The sequence below is a fragment of the Frankia sp. KB5 genome (assembly GCF_002099325.1).
GTDB classification, from domain to species: Bacteria; Actinomycetota; Actinomycetes; order Frankiales; family Frankiaceae; genus Frankia; species Frankia casuarinae.
Genome location: NZ_MRUJ01000015.1, coordinates 1 through 17964, shown reverse-complemented (window position 1 = coordinate 17964; position 17964 = coordinate 1). Strand labels below are relative to the sequence as shown.

The 17964-nt window shown below is 72.5% G+C and carries 13 protein-coding genes; 6 read left to right on the top strand and 7 right to left on the bottom strand.

Annotated elements, in window-relative coordinates; genetic code table 11:
* Nucleotides 1–121: 121 nt before the first annotated feature.
* On the top strand, nucleotides 122–1909 hold the full coding sequence (locus KBI5_RS01505; protein ID WP_085014101.1) for a glycerol-3-phosphate dehydrogenase/oxidase: 1788 nt from the start codon (nucleotides 122–124) through the stop codon (nucleotides 1907–1909).
* Nucleotides 1910–1988: 79 nt separating this feature from the next.
* Here KBI5_RS01505 and KBI5_RS01500 read toward each other — a convergent pair whose 3' ends face one another.
* Nucleotides 1989–3470: an NAD(P)/FAD-dependent oxidoreductase gene (locus tag KBI5_RS01500; RefSeq protein WP_011435389.1), complete on the bottom strand. Its 1482-nt coding sequence runs from the start codon at nucleotides 3468–3470 to the stop codon at nucleotides 1989–1991.
* 294 nt (nucleotides 3471–3764) lie between these two features.
* Between KBI5_RS01500 and gnd the strand changes: the two genes are divergently transcribed.
* Nucleotides 3765–4781, top strand: coding sequence for a phosphogluconate dehydrogenase (NAD(+)-dependent, decarboxylating) (gene gnd, locus KBI5_RS01495; protein ID WP_085014103.1), 1017 nt, complete (start codon nucleotides 3765–3767; stop codon nucleotides 4779–4781).
* 74 nt (nucleotides 4782–4855) lie between these two features.
* On the opposite strand, the gene KBI5_RS01490 is transcribed toward gnd, so the two are convergent.
* Both KBI5_RS01490 and KBI5_RS26060 read right to left on the bottom strand, forming a co-directional pair.
* On the bottom strand, nucleotides 4856–5509 hold the full coding sequence (locus KBI5_RS01490) for a L,D-transpeptidase family protein (protein ID WP_241882598.1): 654 nt from the start codon (nucleotides 5507–5509) through the stop codon (nucleotides 4856–4858).
* A gap of 473 nt (nucleotides 5510–5982) precedes the next feature.
* Nucleotides 5983–6153, bottom strand: a complete 171-nt coding sequence (locus KBI5_RS26060; protein ID WP_023841020.1) for a hypothetical protein — start codon at nucleotides 6151–6153, stop codon at nucleotides 5983–5985.
* Nucleotides 6154–6379: 226 nt separating this feature from the next.
* On the opposite strand from KBI5_RS26060, the gene KBI5_RS01480 reads away from it, so the two are divergent.
* From KBI5_RS01480 to KBI5_RS01470, 4 genes are all read left to right on the top strand, one after another.
* A complete protein-coding gene (locus tag KBI5_RS01480) occupies nucleotides 6380–9673 on the top strand; it encodes an ATP-binding protein (RefSeq protein ID WP_085014099.1) in 3294 nt (1097 codons plus the stop codon).
* A gap of 254 nt (nucleotides 9674–9927) precedes the next feature.
* Nucleotides 9928–11133 carry a hypothetical protein gene (locus KBI5_RS27480; RefSeq protein ID WP_241882597.1) on the top strand — a complete coding sequence of 402 codons (1206 nt, stop codon included), beginning with the start codon at nucleotides 9928–9930 and terminating at the stop codon, nucleotides 11131–11133.
* Complete coding sequence (locus KBI5_RS27475; protein ID WP_241882596.1) at nucleotides 11094–12263, top strand: hypothetical protein; 1170 nt, start codon at nucleotides 11094–11096, stop codon at nucleotides 12261–12263. The genes KBI5_RS27480 and KBI5_RS27475 overlap by 40 nt, the downstream gene beginning before the upstream one ends.
* Nucleotides 12264–12364: 101 nt before the next feature.
* Complete coding sequence (locus tag KBI5_RS01470; protein WP_108913720.1) at nucleotides 12365–13288, top strand: type IV toxin-antitoxin system AbiEi family antitoxin domain-containing protein; 924 nt, start codon at nucleotides 12365–12367, stop codon at nucleotides 13286–13288.
* 77 nt (nucleotides 13289–13365) lie between these two features.
* On the opposite strand, the gene KBI5_RS01465 is transcribed toward KBI5_RS01470, so the two are convergent.
* The 4 genes from KBI5_RS01465 to KBI5_RS01450 all read right to left on the bottom strand — a co-directional run bounded on the left by KBI5_RS01465 (nucleotide 13366) and on the right by KBI5_RS01450 (nucleotide 17828).
* Nucleotides 13366–15228: a class I SAM-dependent methyltransferase gene (locus KBI5_RS01465; protein ID WP_085014098.1), complete on the bottom strand. Its 1863-nt coding sequence runs from the start codon at nucleotides 15226–15228 to the stop codon at nucleotides 13366–13368.
* A gap of 61 nt (nucleotides 15229–15289) precedes the next feature.
* Nucleotides 15290–16480 carry a glycosyltransferase gene (locus tag KBI5_RS01460; RefSeq protein WP_023841024.1) on the bottom strand — a complete coding sequence of 397 codons (1191 nt, stop codon included), beginning with the start codon at nucleotides 16478–16480 and terminating at the stop codon, nucleotides 15290–15292.
* A 10-nt stretch (nucleotides 16481–16490) separates the two neighbouring features.
* Nucleotides 16491–17444 (bottom strand): alpha/beta fold hydrolase, encoded by a 954-nt coding sequence (locus KBI5_RS01455; RefSeq protein WP_011435381.1) that lies wholly within the window; start codon nucleotides 17442–17444, stop codon nucleotides 16491–16493.
* Nucleotides 17445–17450: 6 nt separating this feature from the next.
* Nucleotides 17451–17828 (bottom strand): acyl carrier protein, encoded by a 378-nt coding sequence (locus KBI5_RS01450; protein ID WP_235186826.1) that lies wholly within the window; start codon nucleotides 17826–17828, stop codon nucleotides 17451–17453.
* Nucleotides 17829–17964 lie beyond the last annotated feature (136 nt).

Here is a 17964-nt window from a genome sequence, read left to right as displayed (position 1 = left end):
CGCCCGGGCGCCGGACACCGGACACCGACAGCCGGCACGATGGGTGGCGAGCCGCCGGAGCGTCCCGGGCGATCACGACGACGGGACGCGAGGACGTTCGCAGGAGAGGAAGCAACTGGCGATGACGCCGACCAGACACGGAACCCCGACCGCCCGACTCGACCAGGTCGGCCGCGCCGAGGCACTGCGCCGGATGGGAGCGGATCCGGTGGATGTGGCCGTGATCGGCGGCGGGGTCACCGGTACGGGGGTGGCGCTGGACGCGGTGACCCGGGGCCTGTCCGTCGCCCTGGTCGAGGCGCGCGACCTCGCCGCCGGCACGTCCAGCCGGTCGAGCAAGCTCATCCACGGCGGGCTGCGGTATCTCGAGCAGCTCAACGCCCCGCTGGTCCGGGAGGCGCTGCGGGAGCGGTCCCTCATGCTGGACACGCTCGCGCCCCATCTGGTCCGGGCCATCCCGTTCCTGCTGCCGTTGACCCGCCACGGTTGGGAACGTGCCTACATCGGCAGTGGTGTGCTGCTCTACGACACCCTCGGGCAGGGGCTGGCCCGCGTCGGGCCGGGCGGCGACGCCACCATGCCCCATCACCGGCACCTGACCCGCAAGGCGGCGCTGCGGGAGTTCCCGTCGCTGCGCCCGGACGCCCTCGTCGGCGCGATCCAGTACTGGGACGGCCAGGTCGACGACGCGCGGCACACCGTGTTCGTCGCGCGGACCGCTGCTCGCTACGGGGCGCTCATCGCGACCAGCGCGCGGGTCACCGGCTTCCTGCGGGAGGGCGACCGGGTCGCCGGCGTGCGGGTGCGTGACCTCGAGTCGGGCGCCGAGATCGAGCTGCGGGCCCGCCAGACGATCAACGCCGCCGGGGTGTGGACCGACGAGATCCAGGCGATGGTAGGCGGGCGTGGCCAGCTGTCGGTCCGAGCCTCCAAGGGAGTGCACATCGTCGTGCCCCGCGACCGCATCCATGGCGTCACCGGCCTGATCCTGCGCACCGAGAAGAGCGTGCTGTTCGTCATCCCGTGGGGCAGCCACTGGATCATCGGCACCACCGACACCGACTGGAGCCTCGACCTCGCCCATCCGGCGGCCAGCAGCGCCGACATCGACTACCTGCTCGACACGGTCAACCGGGTGCTGYGCACGCCGCTCACGGCGGCGGACATCACCGGGGTGTACGCCGGGCTGCGCCCGCTGCTCGCCGGGGAGTCCGAGGACACCTCGCGGCTGTCCCGCGAGCATGCCGTGGTCAGCCCCGTCTCCGGGCTGACGATGGTCGCCGGCGGGAAGTACACGACCTACCGGGTGATGGCCGCCGACGCCGTCGACGCGGCCGTGCACGGCATGAACCGGGCGGTGCCGCCGTCGTGCACCGAGAAGATCCCGCTGCTCGGCGCGGACGGGTTCCCCGCGCTGTGGAACGCCCGGGAGACCCTCGCCCGCCGCGCGGGGCTGCACGTCGGCTGGATCGAGCACCTCCTGCACCGCTACGGCACCCTCACCGAGGAGCTTCTGGACCTCATCGAGACGCGACCGGATCTCGCCCAGCCGCTGCGCGGGGCATCGACCTACCTGGCCGCGGAGGCGGTGTACGCGGCCTCCCACGAGGGGGCGCTGCACCTGGAGGACGTGCTCACCCGGCGGACCCGCGTCTCGATCGAGACCATCGACCGGGGGGTGGAGGCCGCCGAGCACGTGGCCGATCTCATCGCCCCCGTGCTCGGCTGGGACCAGGTGACCCGCGCCCGCGAGGTCGCGCACTACCTCGCCCGGGTGGAGGCCGAACGGGCCTCGCAGCGGCAAGCCGACGACGCGACCGCCGACGCGGCCCGGCTCGGCGCGCCCGACGTGCGCCGGCTGGGCCGGACGGACCACCGCGCCCCGGCGGCGACCGGCGGACCGTCCTGAAGGCTCGGCCAACCCGATCCGCGGCCCCGCCCAGGCGGTTCGGTGCCGCGGTCCGCGCAACGACGTCCACGGAACGACGTCATCCGTATACCTCCAACAGTCGCAGCCAGACCTCGCTGACTGTCGGGAACGACGGGACCGCGTGCCACAGYCGCTCCAACGGCACCTCTCCGACGATCGCGATCGTGGCCGCGTGCACCATCTCCTGGGTGTCCGGACCGGTGAAGGTCGCTCCCACGAGCACCCGGCGGGCCTCGTCCACGACAATCTTCGACGTGCCCGTGATCTCCTCCCCCCGCACCGACGCGCCGGCCACCGATCCGGTCGGCACGCTCACGGCCCGCACGGCGATCCCGGCCTCCCGCGCGGCCCGCTCGGTCAGTCCGACCGCGCTGACCTGCGGATCGGTGAAGGTCACCCGCGGGACGGCCGCCGGGTCGGCCAGGTCGCGCACGGGAGCGCCGGCGAGGTCCCGGCGGCCGGTGATGACGTCGGCCGCCAGCCGGGCCTGGTACTTGCCCATGTGGGTGAGCAGCGCGCGGCCGCAGACGTCGCCGACCGCGTAGAGCCAGTCCCCCGCCACGCCGACCGCGCGGAGCCGGTCGTCGACCTCGATGAACCGCCCGGGTTGCAGGCCCACGGTCTCCAGGCCCAGGTCGCCGGTCGCCGGGGTGCGCCCGACGGCGACCAGGATCTCGTCGGCGACCACGGCATCGCGGCGCGGCCGCCGCTCAACCGGCTCACCCGGATCCGCCGGATCCGCCGGATCCACCGGCTCCACCGTGACGGTCACCGGCCCGGCCGGGCCATCCGGTCCCGTCCGGGCCCGGCGGACCTCGACCGCCCGGCTTCCGAGCCGCACCGTGATGCCGGCCGCCTCGAAGGCGGCCCGCAACTGCTCGCCGACGAACTCCTCCTCCCGGACGAGCAGCCGGGGTGACCCCTCGATCAAGGTCACCTCCGCGCTACCGAGCCGGCGGAAGGCCTGGGCCAGTTCCACCCCCACGGCGCCGCCGCCGAGCACCACGAGGCGGTGCGGGACCTTCCAGGCGCCGGTCGCGGTCCGGTTGTCCCACGGTTCGGCGTCGGCGAGGCCGGGGATCGGTGGAACAGTGGCCCGCGTCCCGGTGGCCACGACCACGGCTCGGGACGCGGTCAGCACCCGGCGGGTGCCGTCCAGCAGCGTCACCGCGACCCGGCCGGCGGGCCCCGCCAGGCGCCCGGTCCCGCGCACCAACTCGACGCCCTTGTCGACCAGCCAGGGCACCTGGGAGGAATCGGAGTAGTCGCCCACCATCCAGTCTCGCCGGGCGAACGCCGCGGCGGCGTCGACGGGTCCGGTGACCGCCGACGCCGCGCCGGGAACGCGGCGGGCCGCCGCCAGCACCTCCCCCGGCCGCAGGAGGGTTTTGCTCGGGATACAGCCCCAGTAGCTGCACTCCCCGCCGACGAGCTCGCGTTCGACGACGATGACGGACAGACCAGCGTCGGCACAGCGGCCGGCGACGTTCTCGCCCGCGGGCCCGGCGCCGAGCACGATCACGTCCACGTCGGCATCCATGGCCGCCTCCCCTGCCCTACCCGGCTCGCTCACAAGCCCTCCGTCGCTGCTCGTCACAATCTGCCGCTCGATCCACGCCAACTGAAGATCATCGGGAACTTTCGGGGTCCCGGTCCGGACGGTCCGTGGCCGGTCCGGTCCGGCGCGGGCGCCGACTCGGAGACGAGAAGCACGTGCACCACGGACGGGGAAGCACGGATGCAGCACGGAGAATGGCGTCAGGAGCGCCAGGCCGGGCCCGTCCCGGCGACACGCCGGAGCGGGCCATCGAGACGAACCAGCGGAGAGATGAAGATGCAGCTCGGGATGATCGGACTCGGCCGGATGGGTGCCAACCTGGTGCGCCGGCTGATCCGCGGTGGTCACGAATGCGTGGTCTACGACGTCAACCCCGAGGCCGTTAAGGCCCTGGCTGCGGAGGGCGCCACGGAGACACGGAGCCTCGCCGAGTTCGCCGCGGCCCTGCGTCCACCCCGGGCTGCCTGGATCATGGTGCCCGCCGGGCTGACCGGTGAGACCGTCTCGRCCCTGGCCGAGCACTTCGCGCCGGACGACGTGATCATCGACGGCGGCAACTCCTACTACYGGGATGACATCCTGCGTGCCGCGTCGCTCGTCGAGCGGGGCATCCACTACGTCGACGTCGGCACCTCCGGGGGCGTGTTCGGGCTGGAACGCGGCTTCTGTCTGATGATCGGCGGCGAACCGGGGGTCGTGGCCCGCCTGGAGCCGCTGTTCGAGACGATCGCACCCGGCGTCGGCACCATCCCGCGGACCCCGGGCCGGACCGGCGAGATCACCCAGGCCGAGAAGGGATACCTGTACTGCGGCCCGAACGGCGCCGGTCACTTCGTCAAGATGGTGCACAACGGCATCGAGTACGGCATGATGGCCGCCTTCGCCGAGGGGTTCGCGGTGCTCGACAAGGCGAACATCGGCACGACGTCCGCCGAGCACAACGCCGAGACCGCCCCGCTGGGCAACCCGGAGTACTACCAGTACGACCTCGACACCACCGCGATCGCCGAGGTGTGGCGGCGGGGCAGCGTGGTCAGTTCCTGGCTGCTCGACCTCACCGCCGCCGCGCTGCAGGAGGATCCCGGACTCACCGAGTTCAGCGGCCGGGTGTCCGACTCCGGGGAAGGACGTTGGACGGTACTGGCCGCCGTGGAGGAGGGCGTTCCCGCCCATGTGCTGACGGCGTCCCTCTACGAGCGGTTCAGTTCGCGCGGGGAGGGCCTGTTCGCCGACAAGCTGTTGTCGGCGATGCGCAAGCAGTTCGGTGGGCACGCGGAGAAGCCGGCCGGCTGAGCCTCGTCGGCTTCCTTGCCYATCCAGAGGCTTTTGTGCTCGATTTATCTCTCTGGATAGGCAAGGAAAGGGGCTCAGGGGCGCACGTTGTCGGCGCCGAGATCCGCCACGTCTCCCATAACGATCATGGGATGGGCCATCGGGGTCAGCCAACGGAGAATGGCCACGAGGGCGTCCTGTTCCACCGCGATGCAGCCCCGCGTCGGCGATCTGTGGTCGACATGCAGCCAGATGTCCCCGCCGATCTGCGGGCCCAGCGGACGGGTCGGGTCCGACGGCGGATACCCGGGCAGTCGGTTGTAGTCGATGGCGACCACATAGTTGAACGCATCGGGCATCGGCTCGCCCCGCGGACCCGTCGCCCGGTAGAACGACGGGCGATACTCGTAGGGCAGACCGGTGCCCGGATCGGYGAGCTTGCCACCGGCGGCGGTGAGACTGAACACGCCGATCGGGCTGCGCAGATCGCCCTCCCGATGGTCGTACGTCCAGCCATCGGCGCCGTTGCGGCCGATCAGCGGGGCGCCGTAGGTCTTCCAGGCGGAGCCGGGATCGGCCCGTTCCCACAGCGTCACGTTGTTGGTGTTCGCATTCCGGTCGATGCCGCTCACCACGATCACCTGCCGGGCGGCCTGCGGAATCTTCGTCATCATCACCGGTCCGACCCCGGGGATCGCGGTGAGGTCGGAGGCGGGCCCCGCCCTGCCGTCCGCGCCGGTACCGGCCACCCGGCTCGTCCTCACCGGCCCACCCACGCCCGACGGGCGTGCTTCGGAGGTGGGACCGAGCCCGGATGTGCGTCCGAGCCGGGCTGYGCCTCTCGGCCCGGACGGTACGGACACCGACAGGTCATGCGAGGAGTCCGGGTCCGAAGCGGGACTGCTGAGATGAAGTGCGCTGGCCGCCCCCACGACCAACGTCACACCCACCGCGGCGGCACCGACCGCGACCGAGCGACCCCGCGGGGGRCTCGTACGCGTCTCGGTCCGGCGGCGATTCCTGCGATGATCGGCCATGCCTCCGACTTCCGGGACGACGCCACGGGCGAGGCTGCGACGCGCTGTTGACCCTTGCCACCCCCGTGACCCTTGCCACCACCGTGACCCTTGCCACCCCCGTGACCCTTGCCGCCCCCGACGGCCGCCACGCCCGTGCCATCCGGCTGCGGCCATGATGCACCGGCGATGACAATACGTATCATTCACGCCGGCCTGGCGAGGTCGCCCAGCCCGGCGAGGTACCCCGACCTGGGGAGGTATCCCGCGGCAGCCGCCGGTGCGTCGGCCCACGACACCCGCAGACCGCGATCACGGCGACGGGAGTCCATGCGCCCGGGACCGTGACGATCGAAGACAGCCGTCCATGCCTCCATGTTCGACCTTCACTCCTCCCCGATCTCGGAATTCGGATACTTCGAGCAACGATGGACACGATCCGGATCCAATGCCCAGCGGAGGGTGATAGATTGCCACATCGGCACCGATGATCAGAAGTATGTTCACGGAGAGACGAGACGAAGACCACGAGGAGCCCGCATGGTGGTACGGGCGGCCGGCAGCCGTTCCCAGCGCGGCCGGCACGAATAGGCCCCTCCGATCGTGCTCGCCGGTTTCCGGTTCCACCGCATCCTCACCGCCCCTCGGCGACCCGACACACCCGACCGGCCCGATCCCGTACCGGCCGCGCTCTTCGCCGCCCTCGTCGGCGCGCACGCGCAGTTGACCTCGCTCGGGCCCGGCCACGAACCCACCGCCTCCGGTGCGTCCACTCGCGGCGGCCCGTACCCGGTGCCGGGAGCAGCCCGGCCGGGAATCGCCGTCGCCTGGCTACGGGGCCCGGGTGAGGCGCACATCCGGTTCCTCGCCGGCGGCCGGCCCTTCTTCCCAGCGGACCCGACCGCGACAGACCCGACCGCGGCGGCCACGTCGCTCGCAACAGCCACGTCGACACCAGYCGCAACCGCGGTTCCGCTGCTGTACCCCCCGGGATCGACAGCGGTGGCGCTGCCACCGGACGCCGTACCCGCCCAGCTCGCCGGCTTCCCCTACTGGCTGCGGTGCGAAGGCCTCCCGGATGCCCTGTGGGCCGCCGATCCCGGCACCGACGCCCGGCAGCCAGACACCCGCCGCGGATCGTTCGACGACTACGCCGCGCATCTCGTCGGCCCGTTCGCCTGGCTTGTGCTCGCGTGGCCGGTGCCCCCCGAGCATCTCGCCGAGGAACGGGCGGACCTCGCGCGATCGATCCCCGTGCTGCGCCGGCGGGAGAACGACCAGGGCGCCCGGCTCGACTTGGAGCGCGCGGAGGCCCGCTACCGGGAACTGGGCCGGGGCGCGTCGAGCGGCATGTGGGACGTGGAGATCCTGGTCGGTGGGGTGACCCCGGCCGGCGCGGTCTCGCTGGCCGCCCTGCTGTGCAGCTCCAGCGATCTCGACCGGCTGCCCTACACGTTGCGTCCGACCGGCCCGGTCACCTCGTTCGCGGGGGCCCTCGGCGGGGTCGGAGCCGGGGTCGGAGCCGGAGCCGGCGGGCTGGCCGGCTCACCGCGGTCCTCGCCGCGGGCGAGCGCGGAGCTGCTGGCGGCGCTGGCCCGGCCGCCCGGCCGTGAGCTGCCGGGCATCACCCTGATCACACCGCACGCCTTCGACGTGACGCCCGAGGGTCCGAACCGGTCCGGTCCCGCGGACCCCCGAGGAACGCCCGGCGCCGTTCGGCTCGGCGACGTGCTCGACGCCGGCTGGATGCCGGCCGGCGCGTTCTCGGTTTCCCTCGCGACGCTCAACCGGCACGCCTTCGTCTGCGGCGCCACCGGATCCGGGAAGTCACAGACCGTGCGGTCGCTGCTGGAGTCGTTGACCCGTGCTCCGGCGCCCGTTCCGTGGCTGGTCCTGGAGCCGGCCAAGGCCGAGTACGCCCGGATGGCCGGGCGGCTCGCCGGCCTCGCCGAGGTGCTCGTCATCAGGCCGGGCCGGCTCGACGCTCCACCGGCGTCACTGAACCCGCTGGAACCCGAGCCCGGCTTTCCCTTGCAGAGCCACATCGATCTCGTCCGGGCCCTGTTCCTGGCGGCGTTCGAGGCGCACGAGCCGTTCCCCCAGGTGCTCGCCCGCGCGCTGACGGTCTGTTACCAGGACCTGGGATGGAACCTGGTGCTGGACCGGCCGGAGCCCGCGCACCGGCCCAGATTCCGGGTGACCGGGCCGGAGGAGGACCCGAAGGTCGACGTGCGCAGGCGATATCCGACCCTCGGGGACCTGCAGCGCACCGCGACGAGGGTGGTCGAGAACATCGGCTACGGCGTGGAGGTCACGGCGGACGTCCGGGGCTTTGTCGACGTGCKCATCGGTAGCCTGCGAGAGGGTTCTCCCGGTCGGTTCTTCGAGGGCGGGCATCCGATCGATATCGGCGCCCTGCTGGCGCGCAACGTCGTCTTCGAGCTGGAGGACATCACCAGCGACCAGGACAAGGCGTTCCTGCTCGGCGCCGTCCTGATCCGCGTCGTGGAGCATCTGCGGGTCCGGTACGCCACCGCGGGCGCGGGCGGACTGCGCCACGTCCTGGTCCTGGAGGAGGCCCACCGGCTGCTCAAGAACGTCACCGACGGCCCGGCCGCGGCCTCCGTCGACCTGTTCGCCTCACTGCTCGCGGAGATCCGCGCCTACGGCGAGGGGCTCGTTGTCGTGGAGCAGATCCCAGCGAAGATCCTTCCCGACGTTATCAAGAACACCGCACTGAAGGTGATGCACCGGCTCCCGGCCGCCGACGACCGAGAAGCCGTCGGCGCGACAATGAACCTGCGCGACGATCAGTCCGAACTGGTCGTCGCGCTGCCGGCGGGGGTGGCGGCGGTGAGCGCGGACGGCATGGACCGTCCCGTGCTGGCCCGGATGGTCGCCGGAGACGACCGGGAGAGCGCGCGCTACGCGCGCTACGACCGGGTGCCCCTGGCCGGACGGCGCAGCCTCGGCTGCGGCGCGGCCTGCGTCGCCGGCCCCGCCTGCACCCTGGAGGAGACGGAGACGTCCGCCCTCGCGGCCCGCGATCCCCTGCTGGTGGTGTGGGTCGAGGCGGTGGCCGCGCACCAGGTCATGGGCTTCACCCATCTGCTCGGGATCGCGCCGTTCGCTCCGGCGGAACCCCTGCGGACCACCCTCGCCGCGTTGCCGGGTCGCATCCTCGACTGCGCGCTCGCCCATGCCGCCGACCGGGCGACGGACGCCCGCGCCGCCGCGCTGCGCCCCTTCGTCGACCCGGACGACTTCACCGCCGCCCTGCTCGCGACGCTGCGCCGGCTCCTCGGCCTGCCGCCGTCCCCGGCGGACGCGGCAGAGGCGGCGGACGCGGCAGACACGGCGGACACGGCGAACACGGCGGACACGGCGGACACGGCGAACACCGTCGACTCCCGGCACCTGACCGCGGGCATGTACCGCTGGCAGGACGTCCGGCAGGCGCTGGTTGACGCAGTGCGCCGGCGGGGGGCCGGCGCGGGCCCGCATCCGCTCACCGCGGCCTGGCGCGAGCGCGGCCTGACCCTGCCGGGCGAGACCGTGGGCGAACAGCTCACCCGGCTGAAGAACGGTGCCTTCTACGCTCCGGGCCGGGAGAAGGTCAACATCGGTGATCCGGCGGTCAGCGGCCTCACCGTGGCGGTCCGGGAACTCACCGGCGCGGCGGATGCCACCTCGCTGTCGGACGCGCTCCACCAGGCATGCACCGGCAAGGGACTGGCCGAGCTGGCCACCCAGATCTCCGACCTCGTCGGCCCCGCGCCGAGCGGACCGGGGAGCGCCCCACCGGAGTCCACCGCGGCGGCCACCGCCCTCGGCCCGTCCATCGGGACAGCATCCGCGTTCGGGACAGCATCCGTGTTCGGGACAGCGCGGGACTGAGCGCCCGGGCCCGTCGACCGTCGGGACGTTACGGCGGGGCCGACATGCACGGCGGAACGCGACAGAGTGGACACCACGCGCCATAATGGCCACGTAACGCCCCAGTACTGACACCGGGCGTGCCGAGATCGTTTCCAGGTGCACGATGATCGGGAACGGGGAGTCGCTGCGGCACGGTGGGCTGCGGCCGTCGGGGCTGCGGCACAGTGGGCTGCGACGCGGGAGCAGGCGAGTGGGACGGCGGAGGGTCGGCGATGGGGGTGGGCACGCTAACCACGACTGAGGCCCGGCTGATCCAGGGGCTCTTCGTTCCACGGGAGCGTTGGGGCTGGGAGTTCGTCGACACCGGTCCATCGGCCCCGAGCCCGCTCGCCGACCGTCAACCGGTCTGGCAGGAGCCCGAATCGCCCGATCTGACCGCGCTCACGGCCCGGCGAAACCATGCCGTCCGCGCCCTGCTGACCAGGCTCGTCCTGCCGATGGCCTTCGTGGTGTTCGGCATGCTGCTCGCGGGCGAGGGGGGATTCTTCTTCGTCCCGGCGGGACTCGCGCTCGCCGTGGTCGCGTGCCTGCCTCCGCTGATCCTGCACTACCGGCTGGGCCGGACACGATCCCGGGCCGCGTCGGCCCGGGCCGACGGATACACCCGCCACCTGCAGGCGTTGACGTCCTGGCAGACCGAGGTCGACGCGCACGACCGGGCCGAGCTGCGACGCCGAGAGGCCACCGCCGTCTTCTATCCCGTCTCGGCCCCCGCGGCGACCCCCAGGATCGACGTGTTCGGCGGAACCGGCGACGGATGGGCGAGCCTGCTGGCCACCGCGGGCTGCTCGGTGCTCACCGGCGGCACCGGCATCCTGCTCGTCGATCTCAGCGAGCGGGCGGTGGGCGGGGGGTTGGCACGCCTCGCCGGCCAGGCGCGCTGGCCGGTGGAGTCCTGGGACCTGCCCCGCCAGCTCGACGAGGTGGCGCTCCTCGACGGCCTCGGGCCGCGGGAGGCCGGCGAGCTCGTCGCCGACGCGTTCGGCATGTCCCAGGAGAGCGGCGATGATCCGCACCGACGCGCCCTGCACGCGGACCTGGTCACCACCGTCGCCGTCGTTCTGTACGAACGGCTCAGCATTCGCCGTCTCGCCGAGGGCCTGCGCGTCCTCGAAGGTCTCGACGACGGCAGCGCGGCCACGTCGCTGTCGACGGCCGAGGCCGGGGAGCTCACCGCGCACATGGACGCGTTCGGCCGCGGTGACCGGATCGCCGACGAGCTGCGCTACCTGCGTTCCTCGCTGGAGGCGCTCAGCCCGCGCCACCACCAGCCACGGCCGCGACGGCACCGGCCGCGACGGCACCGGCCGCGACGGTCGAGGCCCATATGTTGGCGGCCGCCGCCGATATGTCGACGGCCAGGATGCCGACGGCCAGGATGCCGACGGCCAGGGTCGACAGCGCGCCCCGTCCACTGACGGCCTGGTGGCCGGTACCCGGGCTGCGGGTTCTCGCCACGTCGAGCCGGGACTCGTCCGCCCACCGCAAGGAACTCACGGACCGGCTCCTCGTCCAGACCGTGCTCCACCAGCTCCGTTGCCGCCAGCGGGGCGGGCCGACCGGCCGGGACATGCTGGTCGTCGCCGGGGCGGACCATCTCGGCCGAGCGGTCCTGACCGGGCTGACCCGCCACGCCGAGCTCGCCGGGGTGCGGCTCGTGCTGCTCTTCGAACGGCTCGCCGACGACGCCGAACGGGTGCTGGGCAGCCAGGGAGGCTCGACGATCATCATGCGATTGGGGAACGGTAAGGACGCCGCGACCGCGGCGGAATTCATCGGGCGTGGTTACCGCTTCGTCATGTCTCAGGTGACGGCCCAGGTGGGGCGCAGTTTCACGGCCGGCGACAGCGACAGCGTCGGTTACCAGGACGGCACCTCGGAGACGACCGGCACCAGCGGCGGAACCGGCCGGACCTACGACGGCACCCGGCTGCTGCCCTGGTTGCAGAACACGTCGAAGAACGCCGGATGGCAGGAGTCGGTGACGGCGTCGCGATCGCAGACCTGGCAGCGCACGACAAACTCGTCGGTGAGCGACTCGACAACCGACGGCACGACCTCCCAGCGGGTATACGAGTTCACCGTGGAGCCGACCACCGTCCAGACCCTGCCGGCGACCGCGTTCCTGCTGGTCAACCCGGTCGATGGGGCGGGACGGGTGGTGCCGGGGGACTGCAATCCGGGCACCGTCCTGCTGCCTGGGGTCTCCGCGGCCGACCGCTGGTCCGTACCTGACGCGGCCGCCACGCCCCTGGCGGGTCACCACGTCGGAACCGCCGGAGCCGACGTGATCCAGGCCGGTACGGACCAGGCCGGCCCTGCGCGGACCGGCGCGGAGGAACAGCGTCGGATCGAGCCTGCCCCGCCCGTCGGGTTTCCGGGCATCGGCCAGCAACCGCCGGCCGACGAGGAGGTCTACCGGCTCGTCCCGCCCAAGGCGCGTCCCAGCGGCCCCGGCAGTCCCGGCGGTCCCGGCGGCCAGAGCACTCACCCGGGGGCGCGGGGATGGGTTCCCGGCGTCGGGGACCACCACCCGGGGCATGGCTGACCCGGTCCGGAACGCGGCCGTCAGGAAGGAGACAGCCGAAAGTTATCCACAGCCCGAAAAAGGTTCTGGCCCAACAGACAGACAACCGTCATCGTCTTCTCATGGCCCATAACCCTGGCCGACTCTCCTGGCAGGAGATCGCCACCATGCAGGCCGGCGTGATCACGATACGCGATGCGATCAACGCCGGCATCACCCGCGACGAGATCCGCCGACGGTTGAACGACGGTCGCTGGCAGCAACCCTTCCGCGGCGTGCTGATCACAACCGCCACACCCGTGACGAGGATGCAGGAGCTGTGGGGGGCCCTGCAGGCCGTCGGCCCGGACGCGGTGCTCGCGGGCGCCTGCGCGGCGGGGCTCGCGGGTCTGGACGGCTACGGCACCGGCCCGGTGACGGTTCTCCTGCCCACCGAACGCCGGATCGCCGCGCCACCGGGCGTGCTTCTGCGGCACAGCGCTCGGCTCGACATCACCGAGATCGATCCCCTCCGCCTGCCCCGGCGGACGGCCCCCGCCCGGTCCGTCATCGACATGGCCGAGTGGGCGGCTACCCGCGCGGACGCGCAGGGCCTGCTCGTTGACGCTGTCCGTCAACGTTTCGTCACCGTCGCGAGCCTGCGGATCGCGCTGGCCCGGCGTGGTCCGATCAGCCGCCGGACGCTGATCACCGAGACGTTGGACGACCTGGGCCGGGACGCGCCGCGCCTCACCGAGATCATGTACCGTCGCATCGAGGCCCAGTGGGGGTTGCCGGTAGGGACCCCGAGTGTCAACGGGCCCGCGGACGAGCCGATGGCGCGCCTCGACGTCTGGTACGAGCCGTGGCGCGTGCGGGTGGAGATCCAGGCGACGGTCCCTGGGCCGACGGTCGTCGCCGAGCCGACCGGCCAGCTCCTCATCCGTCTGCCGGCACGCCTGGCGCGGGACGCCCCGGCCGAGGTGGCTTCCCTCGTAGGCGGGGCGCTGCGTGACCGCGGCTGGTCGGCGTCGGTGCCGCGCGCTCCGCGGGCGCTGGCCTCCTGAGCTCCGCGGGACATTCGTTCGTCGCGTCCCGTATCCCTGTGCCGCGCCGCACATTCCGGTCAACCGGTCCGCCGAGGTCAGAGCTCCTTGCGGGCGATCATCAGGTAGGTGCCGGCGTACCGGGCGTCGTGCGCGTACCGGCCGGCAAGGCGGTCGAGGAGGCGGGCCAGTCCCAGTAGGGGGCTGGCCACAAGCATCACCAGGACGCGGCCGGCCGCGCCGACCGGGCCGGCCTGCTGGGGCAGCCACGGCATGGGGCGTGGCGCGATCATGGCCACGGCGAGCAGCAGGGCGCCGGTCAGCCCACCGGGACGGCGCGCCGCGGCGAAGCGCACCGCGACCGGCCGCAGCCCCCGGTCCTCCAGCGCGGCGATCAGGTTCTCCGCGGGGATGAAGTGGGCGCGCTCGGGGACCGCCCAGCCGGGCCAGAACCGGCCGAGCCAGCGGGCCTGYCGGCAGTCGGCGTTGGCCAGCTCGCAGACGACGTGCCCGCCAGGCGGCAACGCCTTCGCGACGGCGTCGAGCTCCGCCGACGGGTCGTCGCGGCGTTCCAGGTAGTCGAACATGCTGATGACGTCGTACCGGCCGGCGAGGCTGTCGACGACGTCGGAGAAACGGCCGTAGTGGGCGTGGTCGATCCAGCCGCGCGCCAGGCCCTTGGCCAGGCCGGGAAAGGTGTCGAGCCCGTCAAACACCGTCCTCGGCCACACCTCTCGGGCCGCGTTGGCGAAGTGACCGTACCGGGCCCCCACGTCCAGCCAGGTCCGTGGCACCACGAACGGTCGGACGGCGGCAGCCTGCTCGCGCCGCTCGCGGGCGATCGCGGCCAGGACCTGCTCGGCGACATCGGTGCGCAGGCCGTCGTAGYGGTCCCGGTCGTAGAACTCACGCCCGGCCGGGCTCAACGACGGGTTGAGGAAGACATGCCCGCAGCGCTCGCAGCCGTCCAGCCGGAAGGAACCGGGCTTGCGCAGGAGCAGGTCCGGCGACTCCACCCGGGTGGCGAGCTCGACCGATCCGCACCAGGGGCAGTCGGCCCGGTCGTGGCGCAGGAACCGGTCGAGGCCGGCCTGGACGTCCTGGGAGTAGGAGGCGCGGCTGGCGGCGGTCTCCTGCCTGGCCGCATGCTTGACCGGGTCCGGAGGAAGCCCGGCGGCCTTCGCCTCAGCCGCCTTCACGGCCTGCGCCCGGCCGGCCCGCACGGAGTCGACCACGAACAGCACCCCGCCGAGGATGCGCACGATGGGAGAACGAATGAGATCGCGCGGGGACAGYGGCACCCGGCCGGCGCAGACGAAGAACGGCTGGAACCAGAACAGCGCCATGGCCGCGAGGCCGAACGGCTGGTTCACATGGAAGCCGATCGCGGTGGCGATCTGGGGTACGAACGGGAAGAGCTGGTTCTGCCGGGTGAACCGGTAGGCCCGCTGCTGGACGCGGACACGCATCGCCGCGTCGTCCCGGGCGGCACGCAGCCCCGGCAGCACCGCCAGATCCGTCGAGCCGGAGGCGAAGGTCTTCAGCCGCTCGGTGATGTCGACGAGCTCCACCGGGTCGAAACCGTCCCGGCGGGTGATCCCAGCCCGCTGGAGAATCTCGGAGTGGACCAGCAGCGCCTGGAAGGCGCCGCGGCCGGGCACGCAGCGGTCGGCCCGGTAGGTGCGGGTGTCGACCATCCGGGCGAGGTCGAGCGCCCGTTCGGCCGTCAGGTCCGCCGGGACGAGGTCGAGCACGTCGAGCCGGTCCCGGCTGGCGTGGTAAYTGGCCGCCCGTCGGCCGCTGTCGGAGAGGCGGACCCCGGTCGCGACGAGGAACTCATGCGCGGGGTCCACCGGGCGACCGGAGGCCGGCAGGGTGTCGAGACGACGCAGCCGACCGCGCAGCCGCACACCGTTGATCGCCAGACCGGCACACACCAGGATCGGCAACCATGTCAGCACGACGTCAGAACCGTTCGAGCATCAGACCACGAGACCGATCACCGGACCGCCAGACCGAGCATCAGACCGCCAGCTTCTCAAGGTGATCGGCGGCGGCGGCCACCCCGCCGGCCGCGGCGAAGGCGGCCCGCATCCGGGCGGCGGCGGCCCGGTACGACGGATCGTCCAGCACGGCCGTCACCGCGGAACGCACGGCGGTGGGTCCGGCCCGACCGAACTTGACGCGCACCCCGGCCCCGTTACGGACGACCTGCTCGCCGATGATCGGCTGATCGTCGCGAACCGGGGCGACCACCAGCGGAACCCCGTGTGACAGCGACTCACAGACGGTGTTGTTGCCGGCGTGGCACACCACCGCCGACAACCGCGGAAGTAACGCGACCTGCGGCACGAACGGCGCGACCAGCAGATCGTCGGGCGCCGCGGCGGCGAGGTCGTCAACGAGCCCGGGTGTGGCGACGACGATCGCCTGTACCCGCTCGGGCAGGCCGAGCAGCCCCTCGGCCGCCGCCCGCAGAAACCGACCGCCGGCCTCCCGGGTCACCGTGCCGAGGGAGACGAGCACCGCCCGGCGGGCCGGGTCGAGCCAGTCCCAGGGGAACTCGCCCGCCCCGGCCCGTTTCCCGACCGCGCTGCCGACGAAGACCGCGTAGTCCGGGATCCCGGGATTGTGCAGCATTTCCCGGACGGAGAAGACGAGGGTCAACACCTCGGAGAAGCGCAGGTCCCCGATGGCAGCCTCGTCGGGCGGCACTCCGTGCCCGGTCTGGAACTCCCGCAGGCGGTCGACGACCCACTGCCCCAGGCCCGCGAGCACCCCGTAAGGATTGTCGAACTCGGCGGAGGTCGCCGCGAGGGTCGCCCAGCGCAGGCCCCGGCGACGGGCGACGAGCGCGGCGCCCACCGCCTGCTGGTCGATGACGAGCAGGTCGGGCTGGAAGTCGTCGATGATCCTGTCGATCGCCGGGGCCATCATCGAGCCGAGCGGGAGCAGGAAGTCCTCCCACAGGAACTTCAGCGACGCCGGCCCCCGCAGCGCCCGAGACGCGTCCTGGATCCGGGACCACTTCTCGCCCAGGCCCGCCTCGGGTAACGCCAGCAGGGCCAGCTCCGGCGGGATCAACGATCCGATGACGCCCGCGTACCCGGCGAGCGCCACCTCGTGACCACGGGCGGCCAGCTCGGCGGCGACCCCGACCGCCGGGTTGACATGCCCGGTCAGGGGCGGCACCACGAACAGCACGCGGCTCATCAGACTCTTCTCACGCCCCTCGCCCCTCACGCCCCTCGCCGGCCGCAACTGCCGCGTCGGCCGAGATCGGGGCCGGCCGGCGCTCGGCGTTGAGATCGGGCGGCGGCACCCGCTGCGTCACCCAGTCCGGGGTGGCGAAGCGCCGGCCGTTCGCGCGCACGTAGGGCGGCGGCGGCGTCTGGCGGCGGAACAACCACCACCGCAGCAGGTCCCGCAGGTAGTGCGCGGCCTCCCGCAGCACCATGTGCGTGTGGTGCTCCAGGACGATCAGGGTGCACTCGGGCACCAGCGCGGCCAGGCCCGCAGCCTGCCCGATGATGTCGGAGTTCTCCCCGTACACCGCGAGCACCGGGACGTTCAGCGCGGCCAGCGCCTCGGTGGAGAACGGCGGAGTCGCCAGCATGTCGGTGGCGATCGTCGTCTCCTGCAGCAGCCGCTGCGCGGCCCGGGTGGCGCGGCTGGCCACGCGTCCGGCGCCGTTGTCCAACCACTCCTGGACCTCCTCGTCGGTCATCGCGACGAGGATCTGGGTCAGCGATCGGGCCATCTCCTCGCCAAGACCCTCGATCAGGAACGGCGGCTCGATCAGCGTCAGGCTCGCCACCCGGGAGGTGAACTCCAGCCCGAAAGCCAGCGCCATCGTGGCGCCGTAACTGTTACCCACCAGGTGCACCGGRCGATCCACCCCGAGCTCGTCGAGCAGCCCGAGCAGATCGGCCATCGAGTCCGCCAGCTCGTAGCCGCCGCGGGTCCGCTCGCTGCGCCCATGGCCGCGCAGGTCGTAGCAGATGACGTCGCAGCCGGCATCGGCGAGGCAGTTGCCCAGCGTGAAGTAGAAGCTGGAGATGTTGTCCATCACCATGCCGTGCACCATCACGACGACCGGCGAGTCCGTGGACGCTCCGCCCCTGGGCGCCAGTCGCTGCACGTGCAGCCGGATCCCGTTCGCGATGATCTCAGCCACGGGCCTTCAGGCCGATCCCGCCGGCGCCAGCGTCGGGAGGCTGTCGACGATGAAGTGGACGACCTCGCCGACCCGCATGTTGATCACCTGGTCGACGTCCATGTCGGCAAGGAGGCCGACGAAGTCCACCGCCTCGCCGTAGCGCCCACGCAGCCGGTCGGCCAGCGCCACGAACTCGATGCTCTCCAGCTCGAGATCCTGATTGAACGAGGTGGCCATCGTGATCTCCATGTCCACGACGTACTCCTCCCCGATCACCTCCCGCAGGAGCTCCGTGACCTCGCCGAGGATCCGGGCCTCGGCCTCGGCCCGCGTGACGGCGTCGGTGCGGTCGTCCGGATCCGGGCCGGGAGGACCCTGCCTCGTCGTGCTCTGCGCAGACATCATCAACACTCCTTCTGGCTCTGGAGACCATGCGCCTCGACCTCGGGGGAGGTCCAGGCGACTACATAACTGACGGTAGCGATATCGACTCTTCCGGTGGAGACGTCATCGCCCACAGCGTCCTGACGCCGCGACG